Source organism: Glaciimonas sp. PCH181 (assembly GCF_003056055.1).
Lineage (GTDB): Bacteria > Pseudomonadota > Gammaproteobacteria > Burkholderiales > Burkholderiaceae_D > Glaciimonas.
Genome location: NZ_PYFP01000001.1, coordinates 1,185,868 through 1,202,355, shown reverse-complemented (window position 1 = coordinate 1,202,355; position 16,488 = coordinate 1,185,868). Strand labels below are relative to the sequence as shown.

16 protein-coding genes are annotated in these 16,488 nt (G+C 51.6%); 6 read left to right on the top strand and 10 right to left on the bottom strand.

Features of this window, described 5'->3' with window-relative positions; translation table 11 throughout:
• Positions 1 to 16: 16 nt before the first annotated feature.
• Positions 17 to 1,264 (bottom strand): CaiB/BaiF CoA-transferase family protein, encoded by a 1,248-nt coding sequence (locus C7W93_RS05410; protein WP_108439101.1) that lies wholly within the window; start codon positions 1,262 to 1,264, stop codon positions 17 to 19.
• Between the two features lie 311 nt (positions 1,265 to 1,575).
• On the opposite strand from C7W93_RS05410, the gene C7W93_RS05405 reads away from it, so the two are divergent.
• The gene (locus tag C7W93_RS05405) at positions 1,576 to 2,466 is read left to right on the top strand and encodes a LysR family transcriptional regulator (protein WP_108440495.1); all 891 of its coding nucleotides are present in this window, start codon (positions 1,576 to 1,578) and stop codon (positions 2,464 to 2,466) included.
• Positions 2,467 to 2,482: 16 nt separating this feature from the next.
• Here the strand turns inward: C7W93_RS05405 and C7W93_RS05400 are convergent, their stop codons facing one another.
• Entirely contained in the window at positions 2,483 to 3,763 is a 1,281-nt protein-coding gene (locus C7W93_RS05400; protein ID WP_108439100.1) for a cytochrome c, read from the bottom strand.
• 11 nt (positions 3,764 to 3,774) lie between these two features.
• The gene (locus C7W93_RS05395; RefSeq protein WP_225869754.1) at positions 3,775 to 4,545 is read right to left on the bottom strand and encodes a cytochrome c4; all 771 of its coding nucleotides are present in this window, start codon (positions 4,543 to 4,545) and stop codon (positions 3,775 to 3,777) included.
• Between the two features lie 404 nt (positions 4,546 to 4,949).
• Here C7W93_RS05395 and C7W93_RS05390 point away from each other — a divergent pair, with 404 nt between their 5' ends.
• On the top strand, positions 4,950 to 6,620 hold the full coding sequence (locus C7W93_RS05390; protein WP_108439099.1) for a nitrite/sulfite reductase: 1,671 nt from the start codon (positions 4,950 to 4,952) through the stop codon (positions 6,618 to 6,620).
• 11 nt (positions 6,621 to 6,631) lie between these two features.
• On the top strand, positions 6,632 to 7,132 hold the full coding sequence (locus C7W93_RS05385; protein WP_108439098.1) for a DUF934 domain-containing protein: 501 nt from the start codon (positions 6,632 to 6,634) through the stop codon (positions 7,130 to 7,132).
• Positions 7,133 to 7,184: 52 nt separating this feature from the next.
• On the opposite strand, the gene C7W93_RS05380 is transcribed toward C7W93_RS05385, so the two are convergent.
• Positions 7,185 to 7,487, bottom strand: a complete 303-nt coding sequence (locus tag C7W93_RS05380) for a cytochrome d ubiquinol oxidase subunit II (RefSeq protein ID WP_108439097.1) — start codon at positions 7,485 to 7,487, stop codon at positions 7,185 to 7,187.
• Positions 7,488 to 7,751: 264 nt separating this feature from the next.
• On the opposite strand from C7W93_RS05380, the gene C7W93_RS05375 reads away from it, so the two are divergent.
• A complete protein-coding gene (locus C7W93_RS05375; RefSeq protein ID WP_108439096.1) occupies positions 7,752 to 9,170 on the top strand; it encodes a PLP-dependent aminotransferase family protein in 1,419 nt (472 codons plus the stop codon).
• Between the two features lie 37 nt (positions 9,171 to 9,207).
• On the opposite strand, the gene C7W93_RS25425 is transcribed toward C7W93_RS05375, so the two are convergent.
• The 6 genes from C7W93_RS25425 to C7W93_RS05345 all read right to left on the bottom strand — a co-directional run bounded on the left by C7W93_RS25425 (position 9,208) and on the right by C7W93_RS05345 (position 14,318).
• A complete protein-coding gene (locus C7W93_RS25425; RefSeq protein ID WP_108439095.1) occupies positions 9,208 to 9,387 on the bottom strand; it encodes a DUF2970 domain-containing protein in 180 nt (59 codons plus the stop codon).
• A gap of 603 nt (positions 9,388 to 9,990) precedes the next feature.
• Entirely contained in the window at positions 9,991 to 10,680 is a 690-nt protein-coding gene (locus C7W93_RS05365) for a DUF3299 domain-containing protein (protein ID WP_108439094.1), read from the bottom strand.
• A gap of 24 nt (positions 10,681 to 10,704) precedes the next feature.
• On the bottom strand, positions 10,705 to 11,967 hold the full coding sequence (locus C7W93_RS05360) for an ABC transporter permease (protein WP_108439093.1): 1,263 nt from the start codon (positions 11,965 to 11,967) through the stop codon (positions 10,705 to 10,707).
• Complete coding sequence (locus tag C7W93_RS05355) at positions 11,964 to 12,677, bottom strand: ABC transporter ATP-binding protein (protein ID WP_108439092.1); 714 nt, start codon at positions 12,675 to 12,677, stop codon at positions 11,964 to 11,966. The genes C7W93_RS05360 and C7W93_RS05355 overlap by 4 nt, the downstream gene beginning before the upstream one ends.
• A 15-nt stretch (positions 12,678 to 12,692) precedes the next feature.
• The gene (locus C7W93_RS05350) at positions 12,693 to 13,250 is read right to left on the bottom strand and encodes a DUF2796 domain-containing protein (RefSeq protein WP_108439091.1); all 558 of its coding nucleotides are present in this window, start codon (positions 13,248 to 13,250) and stop codon (positions 12,693 to 12,695) included.
• A 207-nt stretch (positions 13,251 to 13,457) separates the two neighbouring features.
• On the bottom strand, positions 13,458 to 14,318 hold the full coding sequence (locus C7W93_RS05345) for a LysR family transcriptional regulator (RefSeq protein WP_108439090.1): 861 nt from the start codon (positions 14,316 to 14,318) through the stop codon (positions 13,458 to 13,460).
• A 121-nt stretch (positions 14,319 to 14,439) separates the two neighbouring features.
• Between C7W93_RS05345 and C7W93_RS05340 the strand changes: the two genes are divergently transcribed.
• Positions 14,440 to 14,874 carry a multidrug/biocide efflux PACE transporter gene (locus C7W93_RS05340; protein WP_108439089.1) on the top strand — a complete coding sequence of 145 codons (435 nt, stop codon included), beginning with the start codon at positions 14,440 to 14,442 and terminating at the stop codon, positions 14,872 to 14,874.
• Between the two features lie 216 nt (positions 14,875 to 15,090).
• Positions 15,091 to 16,458 carry an MATE family efflux transporter gene (locus tag C7W93_RS05335; protein ID WP_108439088.1) on the top strand — a complete coding sequence of 456 codons (1,368 nt, stop codon included), beginning with the start codon at positions 15,091 to 15,093 and terminating at the stop codon, positions 16,456 to 16,458.
• The last annotated feature ends 30 nt before the right edge of the window (positions 16,459 to 16,488 follow it).

The following is a 16,488-nucleotide window of genomic DNA, read 5'->3' as shown; positions in this document are numbered from 1 at the left end:
GAAAACCTTTCTTGACTCATATAACACCTGCATTGCGCAGGCGGAGTATTTCTTCCGCGCTGCGGCCAAGTGCGCTTAAAATTTCTTCTGTGTGCTGACCCAGCTCCGGACCGACCCAATTGGTTTTGCCCGGGGTGCCAGACATCTTCGGCACCACTGCGGCTAAATCGATAGGCTGGCCGTCGGGCAAGGTATGCTGCTCGATCATATTGCGGGCGCGATAGTGCGGATCTTCATGGATATCGGCGGCAGTGAAGACGCGACTGCTAGGCACATCGGCCTTTTCCAGGATATCCAAGACGTAATCTAATTCATGCGCACTGGTCCATTCGGTGATGGCGGCATCAATCATGTCGTTGTGCTGGACCCGACCATCGTTACGCGCCAGACGCGGATCCTCTGCAAGATCGTGACGGCCCATCGCGTTCATTAGTCTTTTGTAAATACTGTCTGCATTACCTGCAATGATGACGTACAGGCCATCGCTGCAAGGATAAGTACTGGACGGTGAAATCCCCGGCAGGCTTGCACCGGTGCGCTCTCTGACCAGACCGAATTCTGCATATTCCGGAATCATGCTTTCCATCACGCCAAATACGGCTTCGTACAAGGCGATATCGATAAACTGGCCCTTGCCGCCGTTTGATTTCAGGTGATGCATCGCCAGCAATGCGCCGATCACGCCGTACAGTGAAGCCAATGTATCGCCGATACTGATGCCGACACGCACCGGTGGACGATCAGGAAAACCGACCAAATTGCGCAAGCCGCCCATCGACTCGGCGATGGCCGCGAAGCCGGGACGTTTCGCATACGGGCCATCTTGCCCATAACCAGAAACACGGACCATGATCAGATTGGGATTGATCGCAGACAGAGCATCCCAGCCCAGGCCCCAGCCCTCTAGCGTCCCGGGGCGAAAGTTTTCGATGACGATATCGGCATCCCGCACCAGATCGCGCACAATTTGCTGCGCTTCGGGCGATTTCAGGTTCAGGGTGATAGATTTTTTGTTGCGGCTTTGCGAATACCACCACAGCGATGTGCCATCGTGCAGTTTGCGCCATTTGCGCAAAGGATCACCATCACCCGGGGACTCAATCTTGATGACTTCGGCACCAAACTGTCCTAGCAAACTGGCCGCGTAAGGCCCAGCAATCAGCGTACCCAGTTCGATAACCTTGATGCCCTTCAGCGAAGACTGTTGCTCGTCGGATGTTGGTTGGCTATCCGATCCTTCTTGACCTGGTGCGAATTTTTCCATGGGGATGGTATTTGTCTGATGTGGTAAATGTCGATACCGCTAAGACCAACCCATGTCAGCAGCCGTGCGAAATGCCGGTCAGTGCTGGTCTCATCGATATTTTTTTAAAAAAACCCGCAAATGCGCGGCTTTCAACTTTTTTATAAATTGTAACGATGCCGGGAGTAGTACAAAAGCAATATCTGGTGAGGGTGCCATCGTCAAAAACGATGCCATCGGTGCAGATGGTCATCGCCGCGCAGTGGCGCGATACCGGCTATATAATTAACGCCTTTGGCATACGTTGCCGTCTTTTTTTTAAGAGTTGTGCCATGGGCCTTGATCCTGTCTCCCTTAAGTTATTCATCAGTGTTTTGGAAGAGGGCACAATTGCCGCTGCTGCCGAGCGTGAGCATATTGCGGCCGCTGCCATCAGCAAACGTTTGAGTGAGATTGAGGTTTTGTTAGGGACGCAATTGCTGATGCGGTCGAATAAGGGCATCACCGCCACGGCGGCCGGATTGGCGTTATTGACGATGGCGCGTCGCGTGCTGCACGAACTGGATGACATCACGTTTCAGATGCAGGAATACTCAAGCGGCGTCAGAGGCCACGTGCGCATTTTTGCGAATATTTCGGCGATCACGCAATTCTTGCCAGCAGAAATTAAATCTTTTTTAGAGTTGTACCCACAAGTCAATGTTCATCTCGAAGAAAAAATTAGTACCTTCATCACCAAGGCAGTCGTAGAAAATTCCGCCGATATCGGCATATTCACGATGGGGCCGCATGGTCACGAACTGGAGATTTTTCCGTATCACGAAGATGAATTGGTGCTGATCACCCCCGCTGACCATCCGATGGGAGGGCAAACTTCAGCGACATTAAGCCAGACCCTGAAGTTCGATTACGTAGGCCTTCACACCGGCAGCGCCATCAATCGCCTGTTGCTGCAAAAGGCCGGAGACCTTGATCTGCCGTTGAAATTGCGCATTCAGGTAACCAGTTACGACGCCTTGTGTCTGATGGTCAATTCCGGTTTGGGAATAGCGCTGCTGCCAGCAATGGTCGCGTACCATCATCAAAAAAACCTGAACATTCGTATCCTGGCGTTAAATGAAAGTTGGGCGCGACGCGAACTCAAAATTTGCGTCAGATCGTTTGATGCGTTGCCGGTCGCTGCCAAATTGCTTGTGACGCATTTGCAAAAGAAGGCAATCTAAAAACTGCGCCACGACCTTATTCCGGCACAGCGCGATACCGACTCACTTGCACCGGCGATACCAATGCCGCGTTATTCCCCCAGCTACTACGAATATACGATACCACCGCAGCAACCTCGACATCGGTCAGTACCGGACCAAACGGTGGCATGCCGTACGGTCGTGGATTGCCTTCAGTACTAGGCGGATAGCCGCCATTCAATACCATCCGAATCGGATTAATCGATGACTGCATCGTAATCGCGCGGTTGCCAGCCAGTGGCGGATACGCTGGCGGAATGCCGCTGCCAGAGGCTTTGTGACACTCGATACAGTAATCACGATATAACTTCGCGCCCAGCTTTAGCACGTCTTCAGCCTGACTACCCTTGACCTGCATCTCCCTGACCGCAGCTGGTGGAGAGGTGTGCGGCAACGACTGTAAATAGCCCGCCATCGCGCCGACGTCTTCGTCCGTTAAATGCTGCAAACTTTGTCTGACAACCTCTGCCATCGGACCGAATACGGTGCCGCGTGGCGATGTGCCGGTTTTGAGCAGATCAACGATGTGTTGCTTGTCCCAGTTTCCCAAACCGGCTTCTGCATCCGATGTCAGCGACGGTGCATACCAGCCTAGCGTTGGGATTAAGCCGCCAGCCAAACCTATGCCTTCGCTCGCACCAAAAGTATTGCGTGTCGTATGGCAGGCTATGCAATGTCCCAGGCCTTGTACAAAATACGCGCCGCGATTCCATTCTGCTGACTGGCGCCGATCAGGCTGATACACGCCCGGACTGAAATACAGTGCACGCCATCCGGCTAGCAAAATACGCTGGTTATAGGGGAAGCGCAGCGCCTGTTCTTTGTTGGGTTGTTTTACTGCGGGCAAGGTTTGGAAGTAGGCAAACATCGCATCCGCATCCGTGCGCGTGACTTTGGTGTATTCGGTATACGGAAAGGCTGGATACAGAAAACTGCCATCCTTGGATTTTCCATTATGTAATGCGCGCCAAAAGTCGTTTGCTGTCCAGCTGCCGATTCCGGTTGCGACATCTGAAGTGATATTCGGTGAATAAAGATCGCCAAACGGCGTAGGGATAACGCGCCCGCCAGCAAACGGCTGGCCGCCGCGAGCGGTATGGCAAGCCATGCAGTCGCCTGCGCGCACCAAATAGTTTCCTCGCGCTACTTGTTGGGCTGCATCGGTGACCGGTGCGCTGAGTTCGTTGCTGCCAGGATCGTGGAGATATTGCGTGGCGAGTATGCCAGCAGGAACCAATACGATGATCGCCATGATCATCAAAAAAATGCGTTTCATATTGGGTTCCTTTACTGCTGAGGCAGGCTGCCGCACGCTAGCGGCAACTTTTGCGATGGGGCGGATGCAGCGGCGGTTTGCGCGGGGATCGGTTGTGCGGTTAACCAGGCCAGCGCCGCGCTGATATCCTCGACCGTCAGGCGTTCAGAAATCTGCGCCATGCAATCGGGCGCTGCTGCGTGACGCGTTCCATTTTTCCAGGCACCGAACTGCGCACTCATATAGTCGTGCGGCAAGCCGACCAGACCGGGGATCGATGGCGCAATCCCGGTCAGGCTTTTGCCATGACAGGCGATGCAAGCCGGGACGTTTTTAGACACATCGCCGGATTGCACCAGAATCCGTCCGCGCTCAAGCACAGCTGCGGATGCTGTGACAGGTTGCGGCGCAGGGTAGGGAGGGTGCTGAGCAGAAAAATATTCCGCCATTTCACGCAGATACGCGTCCGACAAATGATCGACGGTGTAAATCATTAACGGATATTTGCGTCGACCTTCACGGAAATTGATCAGCTGATTGTAGAGATAACCAGCGGGCTTACCAGCGATACGTGGATAAAATCCGTCGCTGGCGGCACGGCCTTCTTTGCCGTGACAGGCAATGCACGCTACCACGCGTTGGGCGATCGTATCGGGCAGCACGTTTTGCGCGATGGCGTTGCCGCTGATAACGCTAAGCCACAGCAGCCCACCGGTACCGCAAGCTTTCAACAGGCAAAAGCCAGCATGCAAGGTAGTCGCAAGGGACGTGCATTGACGCGAATCGATAGGTTTCGTTTTCATAAGATCCAGGCAAGTCATCCCGAAGACAGCGATTGCGGTGGTTGCCGCTGTGGCGCATGTCGCGGCTAAGGCGTGAATTCAGATTTGTGGAAAGCAAATAGCAATGGACGAGTATGGTTTAAAACGTTCCAAAAAAACAGTCTCAGTTCTTGAGGAAAAGACCATATCAGATGCTTGAAGTGTTGGATTTTTCGGTGATTTTAGGGACGCCAACAATGCAAATTCTGGGTATGCAAGTTTCCTTCAAATGGCATGCGTTCAGGGCATTTATGTCCTCAAATAAAATCTGATCTTGTTTTTTATTCGTTTTCTGAATCTGTTTTTTTACGCGACCCACACGCAAAATACACGCTCCGGAAGGAAATCCGGGCTTGCAAATAGATGCTGGCCGAAAAGGAAAACGCATGTATCAATATGACGATTACGATGCTTCGCTGGTGAGCGAGCGTGTCGAAGAATTTCGGGATCAAGTTGCCAGAAGAATCTCCGGCGAACTGACTAAGGAGGAATTTCTGCCGCTGCGATTGCAGAACGGTTTATACATGCAAAAGCACGCGTATATGCTGCGCGTTGCGGTGCCGTATGGCGTGTTGTCAGCGGATCAATTGCGGATGCTGGCGCATATCGCGCGTACTTATGATCGCGGCTACGGTCACTTCACTACGCGTCAGAATATTCAGTTTAACTGGATCAAACTTGAAGATACGCCGACCATTCTGGCCGAACTGGCGACGGTGCAAATGCATGCGATTCAGACCTCTGGCAATTGCGTTCGCAATATCACTACCGAGCAGTTTGCTGGCGTCGCCAATGATGAGGTAATTGATCCGCGACCATTGGCAGAGCTGTTACGGCAATGGTCTACTCTGAATCCTGAGTTCGCTTTTTTGCCGCGCAAATTCAAAATCGCACTGTCCTCATCTGCACAAGATCGCGCTGCCGTGCGGATGCACGATGTTGGTATTTTCCTTCATCAAAATGCGGCTGGCGAGAAAGTCTTACGTGTATTTGCCGGTGGCGGATTAGGGCGTACCCCCATACTCAGTGCGCAAATCCGGGAAGAATTGCCCTGGCAGCACATGCTGTCGTATGTCGAAGCCGTATTGCGGGTCTACAACCGTTACGGCAGGCGCGACAACAAGTACAAGGCCAGGATCAAGATTTTGGTCAAGGCATTGGGTGCCGATGTATTTGCTAAAGAGGTTGAGGAAGAATGGGCGCATCTCAAAGATGGTCCATCGACGTTGACCGAGGTTGAATATCAACGCGTCGCATATTTTTTTGAAGAATCGCGCTATAACCGTGGCGCTGGCGACGAAGCCATTTTCCAAATGCAGTTAGCCGCAAATACACGCTTTGCGCAATGGGTGAAGCGCAATACCAGAGCACACAAAGTGGTCGGTTATGTATCGGTCACACTCTCGACCAAACCGGGCGCGGCGATTCCTCCCGGCGACGTGACTGCCAAGCAAATGGAGTATGTTGCAGAATGGTCGGAGCGCTTTGGTTTAGGCGAAATCCGCGTGGCGCATGAACAAAATTTGATCCTGCCGGATATTGCGCAAGCGGATTTATACACGCTGTGGCAACTGGCATGCGAGGCCGGATTGGGTACGCCGAATCTGGGTTTGCTGACCGACATGATCGTTTGTCCCGGCGGCGATTATTGTTCACTGGCAAACGCGCGATCTTTGCCGATTGCGCAAGCGATTGCCGAGCGATTCGAAGATCTGGATTTTCTCTTCGATCTGGGTGATTTGTCGCTGAATATTTCCGGCTGCATCAACGCTTGCGGCCATCACCATATGGGAAATGTCGGCATTCTTGGCGTCGATAAGGATGGCGAAGAATGGTATCAAGTCACGCTGGGCGGTGCACAGGGCAATCATTCTGCCTTGGGCAAAGTCATCGGTCCCGCATTTCGGGCACAGGAAATGCCGGACGTGATCGAACGGGTTGTGACGACTTATTGCGATTTGCGCGTGCAAGACGAAGCATTTGTCGATACCGTGGCGCGGGTCGGTCTGGCGCCATTTAAAGTTGGTATTTACGGTCAGCCCAAAGCGGCAGCGTGAAGGAAAAGACGATGGCAAATATCATCAAAATTATCAATGGCATGCCGCAAGTAATTGATGACAATTGGATCGTGATTTCTGAAGTGGACGCGGCAACGCAGTCGCCGGGGACACATCACATTCTGCCATTTTCTTATTGGCAAAAAAGAGATGTGTATGAGGTTACGATCAAGCCGAGGGCACTTTGGATTTCACCCGATCATGACTTTGAAGCGAGTGTCACGCAATTGCACGAACTGGATTTGATCGCGGTCGATTTTCCCTCTTTCCGCGATGGCCGCGGCTATAGCATCGCGTATTTATTACGTTCGCGGTATGGCTGGAAAGGGGAGTTGCGGGCAATCGGTGATGTCTTGCGGGATCAACTTAACTACATGCGGCGCTGCGGATTCGATGCCTTTGCGATACGCAGCGACAAGAATATCCACGACGCACTGAAAAGTTTTAGTCGTTACAGCGTTCAGTATCAAGGCGCGGTCGACCAGCCTTTACCGTTGTTTCGCCGCAGGTAGCAACTATGTTCATTGCTGACCGATTTAAGTAGCCGGATGGTGCTGGCGGCGGCTAGACAGAATACATTGGAAATATTCCATCAGCGCGGTACAACTTATCTGGCATACCGCGAAAATACGCTGCCAAAAATATGGAAATTAACGTTAAATAGAAAGCGCCGACGACCACGGCATAGGCCAGAGCAAACACCATCAACAGGCCAACGCCGCCTATGATCATCCAGGTTTCATTGCCGTTACAGATGGGTGTTGCTGAATTGACGCCGATTCTCCGGGCGATAGCACCGGTAGTGCTGAGCATCGTCAGGCTGAATAAGACCATGATTGCCCAGATGATTGGAAGATCGATGGCCATTTGCCTGCGTCCCTGATGTGTTGAATTGTCGGCGTCTATGGTCTTCTGGAGGATACAAATAGATTATCTTTTCTGCTGCTAAAGAAACAGATTGAGAAATTGTGATAAATGCCAGATCAGATTGTTTGTGCCTGAAAATGAATGTATTGTTGAATATAAAATATGCGCGGCTATCTTGTTATCAGGCGCAGATCATCGTCTCTAGCACAGACTGCAAAACTGAATCTGGATGCAGAGCAGCCATTGTTAAGTACAAAGAGGGATATGAAACTATACGAAGCGCTGGCTGACGAGATTGCCCAATCCATCCGGACCGGCATCATGAAATTTGGCGACCGCTTGCCGTCCGTGCGGCAGGCTAGCACCAGCCGAGGCGTCAGTCCGTCGACCGTGTTTGAAGCCTATTATCTGCTTGAAGCAAGGGGTTTGATACGGGCCAGAGAGCGGTCAGGTTATTACGTTACTGCCGGATCGGCGGCATTGCCGCTGGAACCGGATATCTCGATTCCCGCCGATATGCAATCGAAATCGGTCGATGTCAGCGAGTTGGTGTTTGAAGTGTTGGAGTCCACTAAAACCCGCGATGTGGTGCCGCTGGGATCGGCATTTCCCAGCCCGTTACTTTTTCCTTTGCCAAGGTTGGCGCGGGCCATGTCTTCCAGTGTGCAGCGTATGGACCCCTGGAGTACTGTCGATGATATGACGCCCGGCAATGCCGGACTGCGGCGGCAGATTGCATTGCGTTATCTGGTGGATGGTTTACAGGTGCACACGGACGATATCGTCATCACTAATGGTGCGCTGGAGGCATTAAATTTGTGTCTGATGGCGGCGACGCGGCCGGGCGATGCGGTGATTATTGAGTCCCCAACTTTTTATGGTGCGTTGCAGGCGTTAGAGCGCATTGGTTTGCGCGCCGTAGAGGTATCGACTCATCCGCGTGAGGGCATTGATTTGGCGGCTTTAGAGGCCGCGTTGATTAAGCATCAGCCGAAAGCTTGCTGGCTGATGACGAATTTTCAGAATCCGTTAGGCAGTTTGATGCCGGATGAGAAGAAGCGCGATTTGGTGGCGCTGTTGACGCGGCACGATGTGCCGTTGATTGAGGATGATGTGTACGGCGAGTTGTATTTTGGCAGCAAACGACCGGTTCCCGCTAAGGCGTTCGATACCCAGGGATTAGTTATGCATTGTTCGTCTTTTTCGAAATGTCTGGCACCCGGTTATCGCGTGGGTTGGGCGGTTCCCGGTCGATATACGCAGGCGGTTGCGCGGTTGAAGCTGACGACTACTTTGTCGGCTTCTGCACCGGCGCAGTTGGCGTTGGCTGAGTATTTGATGAAGGGTGGTTATGATCGGCATCTGCGGCAATTGCGTCATGCGTTGTCGGTGCAGCAGAATGAGTTTATGCAGGCGGTGATACGGCATTTTCCGGCGGGAACGCGGGCTACTCGACCAGATGGTGGGTATTTTTTGTGGTTGGAGTTGCCGGGCGGCGTCAATGCGCTGGATATTCATCGTCAGGCGTTATCGCTAGGGATTAGCATTGCGCCGGGACCGATGTTTTCGGCGCAACGGGCGTTTTCTAATTGCATTCGGCTTAATTACGGGCATCCGTGGGATAAGCGGGTTGCGGCGGCTGTGGAGATGTTGGGGAGGCTGGTGTCAGCGGCTGCAAGATAGTGGTGCGGTTTAATTTTTTGTTTAATTGGTTAATTTGTTAGTGGGTGGCCATTTTGACGAAAAACAGCAAGATGTTGATGAAAATTGTTACTACTACCAGTGCTACTGCTATGAGTTGGACTGGATGGACCGATTTGAGATCGGATTCTAGTCCGGATCTTTTGCGGATACCAAAAAAACTCCATAGAACCATTTTGATGATTTGGAAAAACTTCATGACGGGCGGCGTTTTGTAAGTGTGTGATTATCGGGATAGGGCTTGTTTATACTATGAGGGGTAGTTTGATTGGTGTACAGATGCAGCTGGCTTTGGAAATAGCGGTGCAGGATTTGCTGCGAATGGTGAGTTCGTAGTCTTTTGGCAAGATTGCTTGGTTGGGTGTAGGGGGATTGATTGCTATTAGGATGGCTTTATTTATTTTCACTACCGTATTTTTACTGTATTGCGCTGCACAAATTTTCTGCTAAAGTGGAATTGTCTCCTCCAACACCTCCAAAGGTTTGGATTAGCCCGCTACCGAAAGGTTACGCGGGCTTTTTTTGGTTTAATGGATTTGGGTTTGGTTATTTAGTAATTGAAACGGGTGTGCTCCGTTGATGCAAGCCGGGGGGCGGCCCGGTAGCCGGTCACTTTGTTCTTGCTTCGGCTAGGCGCCTCCGCAGAAAAAAGTAACCAAAAGAAGGCGAGCGTAGATATCGCTGCCCTTGTTCTCAAATGCTTCGCCACCGCAGAATTCTGCGCGTGAGCTAGACGCCCCGACAAGCCTCCACGGAGCGCTACCCGTGTCAATTACCGAATACCCACCACACCCCAACTCAGCTATTTAGTCTCAGAATCCTTATAAATCTCCACATTCTGCGCAACCAGCGAATACCCAGCATCCCCCATATCAGTAGAGGTTGGCGTAACCTTCAACACCCCACTAATCCAAACTGCATCCATAGTGCGCACTCCTTTAATAGCCTTAACGCTATTAACATGAATGATCTGGTTTGCAGGCGGTGGCGGAACATGAATACAGCCTCCAAAGTAGGGCACCAGCAAAAATTCCTTTAACGCCTCTCCCTCCCGATCCAGCGATACAACAAAGCCCGGAATTTTGATCTGCTTACCGTTCATGGCTGGATTAATCGGTGCGTTCTTCCAGTATTCTTTAGCCTGCTGCAATGCACTCTCAGCCCGCGGATCAGCATCGGTCAGCTTACTAAGATCAATCCCCTTAAACGGCTTCATAGGATCCCAACTACCGGGAGCAAGATCCTCCCACTTAATTTCCTTAAACGGCGACACCGCAGCGGACGGGGCAGCCTTGCTCGGCGCGGATGCCACCAAGGGCGCTTGCTGCAATCGATCCCCAATTTTATAGCCACCATCATGCGTCGCCATCTGCGCTTCCACCGAAGCTTTCAGCGCCGCAGTGGCTGCACGGTCAGCATAAATATACCGCCCGATCGTTCCCGTGCCGAGACCGGCGATAACGATTGCCACGATCCATAAAAATATTTTCATAACGAATTTTTAGCCTTACTTTTTCTATACTCTGGGCGTCAAGCCATCTGACAAACTCAACCGATAAGCTCGTAAGCCCGGCAGCAGACTGGCGATCAACCCGCCGATGATGGTCCATAGCAGCAACAGCAACTCTCCGACAGTCGGCAGAGCAGGATGCAACGCAAATCCAAATTCCGATGCCAGTAGCGGCCCGAGCACTAGGATCGCCAGATTTAATAATACGATCCCCATCAGCACGCCGACCAGCATCACCACAAAACCTTCAAGCGCCAATAAAAAGAAAATATCGATAGGATGCGCACCGACAGAACGCAGGATGGCTAATTCGCGCCGACGTTCGCCCAGACTGGCAAGAATCGACGACACTAAGCCCGCCAGCCCTACCACGACGACCATGGCAGAAACAGCCAATAGCGCTTTCTCACCGACACCGACAACCTGCCAAAGCTCATCAAGTGCCACGCCGGGCAATACTGCCATCTGCGGATCGTCTTTATCATCTGCAATCGCACGTTGCAATGCAAAGACACTGGCGCGATTTTTGAGACCGACCAATACGGCGGTAACAGTCTTCGGCGTCAGGTCAAATTTTTTCACCATTTCTGACGGAATCATTAAACCTTTAATCGGCGCGCCGCCCTCCCAGTCGAGATGAATCGCCTCCATCGCATCCAAGCCAATGTGCACGGTGCGATCGACCGGCGTTCCGGTACTGGCCAGAATCCCGCTGACGACGAACGGCTTATCGGCATGTTCAGTCAAATTTGCACTGCCGCTGCCATGACTCAGCGTGATGTGGTCACCGATTTTGTAATGGAGTTGTTGCGCTACGTCCGCGCCCAGCACGGTCTGAAACACGTCATGAAATGGCTGACCAGCGCTAAAACGCAGCGCCTGCTTGTCGCCATAATGAAAGTGCGTGAAATAATCGCCATTCGTCGCCAGCACGGGAAAGCCACGATGCGAGTCGCCTAAAGATAGTGGAATAGTCCATGCCACTGCTGGATTATGAGCCAGTTTTTGCGCGCTTTCCCAGCCAATATTATTAGTCGCTCCACCGATGTGAAAGATGGCGTACAGCATCAATTGGACCGAGCTGGTACGCGCCCCTACGACCAGATCGGTACCGGAAACCGATTGCGAAAAACTCTCGCGCACGTCGTGGCGGATGCGTTCAATGCCGAGTAGTAAAGTAGTAGATAGGGCAATCGCCAGCAGGATCAACCCCAACGTAAATCGTCGGTTCCAGGCACTGCGGGCCGCAAGTTTGATTAACATTTTCATGCATCATCCTCGATATGCGCCGCATGGTTTAACTCATTTAATGCTAGCTGATGGCTGAAGCGCGATGCCAGTCGCTGATCGTGGCTGACAAATAATAGGGTGGAACGAGCCTGCTCGCATTCGCGCTGAACCAGATCGAGAAAGCGCTGCTGACGATCGGCATCGAGTGCGGATGTCGGCTCATCGGCGACGATGATTTCGGGCTGACCGATCAAGGCACGGGCGGCGGCGACCCGTTGCTGCTGGCCTATCGATAACTGCGTCACAGGTTTGCGCCATAACGATGGCGCTAGATCCAGACTGCTTAACAACGATTCGGCAGCGCTGCGTAACGTACTGCCTTGCGCTAATGCACGTTGACGTCGATAGCGCGAAAACTCGCACGGTAGCAGGACGTTATCCAGAATCGATAAGTAGGGGATTAAATTGAATTGTTGAAAAATAAAGCCGATGTGATCGACCCGGAACTGGTCGCGTGCAGAGGCAGAAATGCCGTGCAATTCGGTGCCGAGGATGCTGATGGTGCCGCGCTGTGGCACGACAATACCGCCAATCAGCGCTAGCAATGTGCTTTTGCCGCTGCCGCTGGGACCGGCAATAAACACCTGATCTTGCTGCTCTACCGTGAATGCGTCCATTTGCAAGGTTGGCGCGGGCTGACCGGGCCAACTGAAAGAGACATCCTCAAGATGTATGACGACTTCACTCATAACATTGTGCGCATTTTATTCCCACGAAAGACGGAATGCTGTGGGAATTAGCTTGGCTGCGAGTTGTTTTTTCGGGGTCACCATTTGCACATCGATTCTCTGAAAACCTTTGAATTGCGAGAATAGTGTAACGTCGATACTTTCCAGTTTTTCTGGGTTGGCACATTGAAAAACATAATCCGCATCGAGGTCGGCGTGACCGGATTTTACGGACGCGTCTGCTGTCGCAGGGGCTGGGAGCTCGCCCAATAATAAGGGATCAATAGCGGCGGATACTAACTTAATTGATATCGGTTTACATTCCGCTGCCGGTGTCGTTACAAACACTCTGCGGCCGTCGCGTAACTGGCGCGCCATTTTTTGGGCGGCTTGACGATCTTTGGGTCTTTTGGCGGCGTGCTCGAATCCTAGTAAATTAGCTAGCGGGGTATCGAGATGCAGAGTAAGTTGCGGGCCGTCGATTGCAACATCCAGTTTGCCGACGCCGTGCACGTGTGCTTCATGCGCAATCGCGGGAGAAAGTGAGTGGTAGAGCAGGGCGCTAATGGCGACGCTGGAAAGTACGCGTTTCATGTTGCCTTTCATAATTTTTGGTTGCGTTGCTGACGACTTTAGCTGCGTAGTCAATATAACTTTGATGCATCAGTTTCAATCAAATAGTTGACGTGATTAGTGTGCAACAGTGTTGCATTATATGACTAAATATTGATCCAGTTGGGGGAAGAAATGTTTCAAACGGTGACAGCGATGGCGTTTTTCGCCGATTTGGAGGTGAATTTTTTAAGGGGCCAGCAAGGTGTCCAATAACCAGCCGCCAGCTTGTCCCAAGCCATGACGCCGCGACCAGACAGCGTCTACCTGAAGGGTTTTAGGCCAGCCGCGTACTTTTAACTCTAATAAATTATCTGCGGCAAAACGGTGTGCCAGCCAACGCGGAAGTTCAGCCCAGCCGAATCCCAGTTCGGTCATTTCTAATAGCAGCAAATAGCTGGACGACGACCAGCACAGACCCCGGCGACGTTCCACGATGTCGTCTAAATAAGTGTTGAGGCGTAGTTCGCGGATATCGCGCAACATTTCGGTAGTGACATGGGCGACAGCTGCCAAGGGGTGGTTTTTGCTAACGTATAGGCCGATTTCCGAGCGTTCGGAGATCGGTTCGAAGCCGACATCGGGCGGGTAGTCTGCTTGCGCGCCGACTAAGCCTAGTTGGGCGCGTCCTTCCTGGACTAAGGCGACTACATCAGAGTGCTCGGCGATCATGCATTCGAGCTCCAACTCTGGGTAGCGCTGCTCAAATTCCGTCAAGACCGATTCAAATCGATTCGATTGATAGGTATCGGACAACACTAATGTAAGCGTCGGCTCCAGCCCATCGGCGAGCCGATGCGCCGACCGTGAAAGACGATCGCTGGCATCCAACACTTGTTGCGCCTGAATCAACATTGCCTTGCCATGCTTGGTGAGGGTCGGTCGGCGTGTCCGGCGATCAAATAACGTGACGCCCAAGTCAATTTCCAGATTGGCGATTGCTTCACTGACCGTCGATTGTTGCTTATTCAGCTTGCGTGCTGCTGCTGAGAATGAGCCTAGCGCGGCGGCTTCGACAAACATAAAAAGAGATTCGAGTGAATGCGCCATAAGGCTTGATTCCCATCGTTAGCTAGTGATATATCGGAAATACCGATCTCTACTGATTTTGTAGTATCAATAAAACTGAAGAGAATAGCAAGCTTCCAAAATGAATAAAACTTGAGCTTGTATGAATAACAATAAAACTTTCGCTGAGCGTTGCTTCCATGCCATCAGCTTTGAAGCACTTGCAGTCATCCTCAGTGCACCGGTATTGTCATGGTTAATGGGTGTATCGATGGCCAAAGCGGGGATGCTGACGTTGATCATCTCTCTGATCGCCATGGTCTGGAATGTCATCTTTAATACCTTTTTTGACCGACTGGAACGACGTTTTAAATTTATTCGTACCGTAAAAGTGCGCGTCATGCACGCGGTGGCCTTTGAGCTTGGTTTGATCGCGATAGTCATTCCGCTGGCAGCGTGGGGCCTCAATATGAGTCTGCTGGATGCCTTCTTTCTTGATATCGGTCTGGTCCTGTTCTTTTTGCCTTATACATTTTTGTTTAATATGGGCTATGACAAGATCCGCGAAATCATGCTGAAGAAGCGGCTGGCAGCGTAGCGCTACAGCGCAATTTCCAACGCCTGATTGTGAATAGTTAACCAGTGTGATCACGCATTATTTTCGCCGCGACGGTGCGTGACTGACGCAAGTCTTCAAGCAATGCCCAATGCTTATCCCTGCTGGTCAATTTGATCGCGCGGCGTTTTTCCTGCCGCCACATCACATTAAGTCACCGCACTTGAAGTCGCGCATCCTTTCTAGAAAATCAGTCCAATGCAAAATATTTCCCAAAAATCACTGCTAAAAGAATTTATCGTTTTAGCTATTCCGACCTTGCTGTCCGGCTGGGTCTATACCCTGTACACCTTCGTTGATGGCATTTTTATTGGCCGCTATCTTGGCTCGCAATCACTGGCCGCGCTCAATCTGTTAGTCCCTTTGATTTATGTTCCGTATGCCCTGAGCCTGATGATCGGCGTGGGTGGCGCGACGTTGATTGCCCGTCTGTCAGGGCAAAATCGGATGGATGAGGCACGCCGTGTCTTTACGCAGGCGCTGTGGAGCATGCTTGCGATTGGTATTGCGTTGAGCATGGTAGTGCTGATGAACACCGCAAAAATAGCTCAGCTGATGGGCGCGACCGGGCATCTGGCGGTATTGGTAGAAGATTATTTAAGTACCTATGCGTGGTTTATTCTGTTTGCGCAGGCGTTATACGCATTAGAGTTTTTCTTGCGCACTGAAGGCGCAAAAGCTGCGGCGTTTGGTTTGTATGCGATGTTTTTCGGCGCGCTGGTGAATGTGGCTTTAGATTACTACCTTATCGTTGTGGTACCGATGGGCATGAAGGGCGCTGGGTTGGCAACCGGTATCAGCATGCTGGTGTCCAGTGTCACGATGTTGAGTTATCACTTCTTTAAAGCCAAAAACATTCGGCCTTGCTGGAATGCGTTTAAGGGCGGCAATCAGGTCGGCGTGATGTTGTATAACGGCTCTTCTGAATTTTTAGGTGCCATTGCGCCGGTTGTGACTGTATTTGTTTTCAATCGAGTGATATTGAGCGCCTACGGTGAAAGCGGTTTAGCTGCCTACGCTATTTTGGAATACATGACGCTGGCCGCCATCGTGACCATGATGGGCTTTGTGCAAACCATGCAACCGATGATTAGTTTTTATCGGGGCGCCAATCAACCGCGCGCAGTACAAAGCATCTTTACTTTCGGGGCATCAATGGTGATGGGAATTGCGGTGCTAATCGCTGTGGTCATGCTGGCGTTTTCACGACAACTGACTTTTCTGTTTCTGCCTGAAGGCGGATCGGCATGGGAAGTGCTGGAACCAGTGATACTCTGGTATGCGTTGGCATTTTTGCCGACTGGGTGTAACTTGATTGCAGCGGGCTATTTGACTGCAGTTGAACGGCCGGGCGCATCTGCGATTATTGCGGTTCTGCGTAGTTGGATATTGCTGTTGGGTTCTTTGTGGCTGCTGAATACCTACTTCGGTGGCGAGGCGATCTGGTATGCCTTGCTGATCACGGAATTATTAACCCTGATCGCGAGCGTCTGGTTGATCTTGCGCCATCAGCGGCAGGTGAAATTGCCCATTGCTGCCCGGATCGGAAAGCGTGCCAATGCGTGACAGGCACCGGTAAGTAGTGATCAATAAATG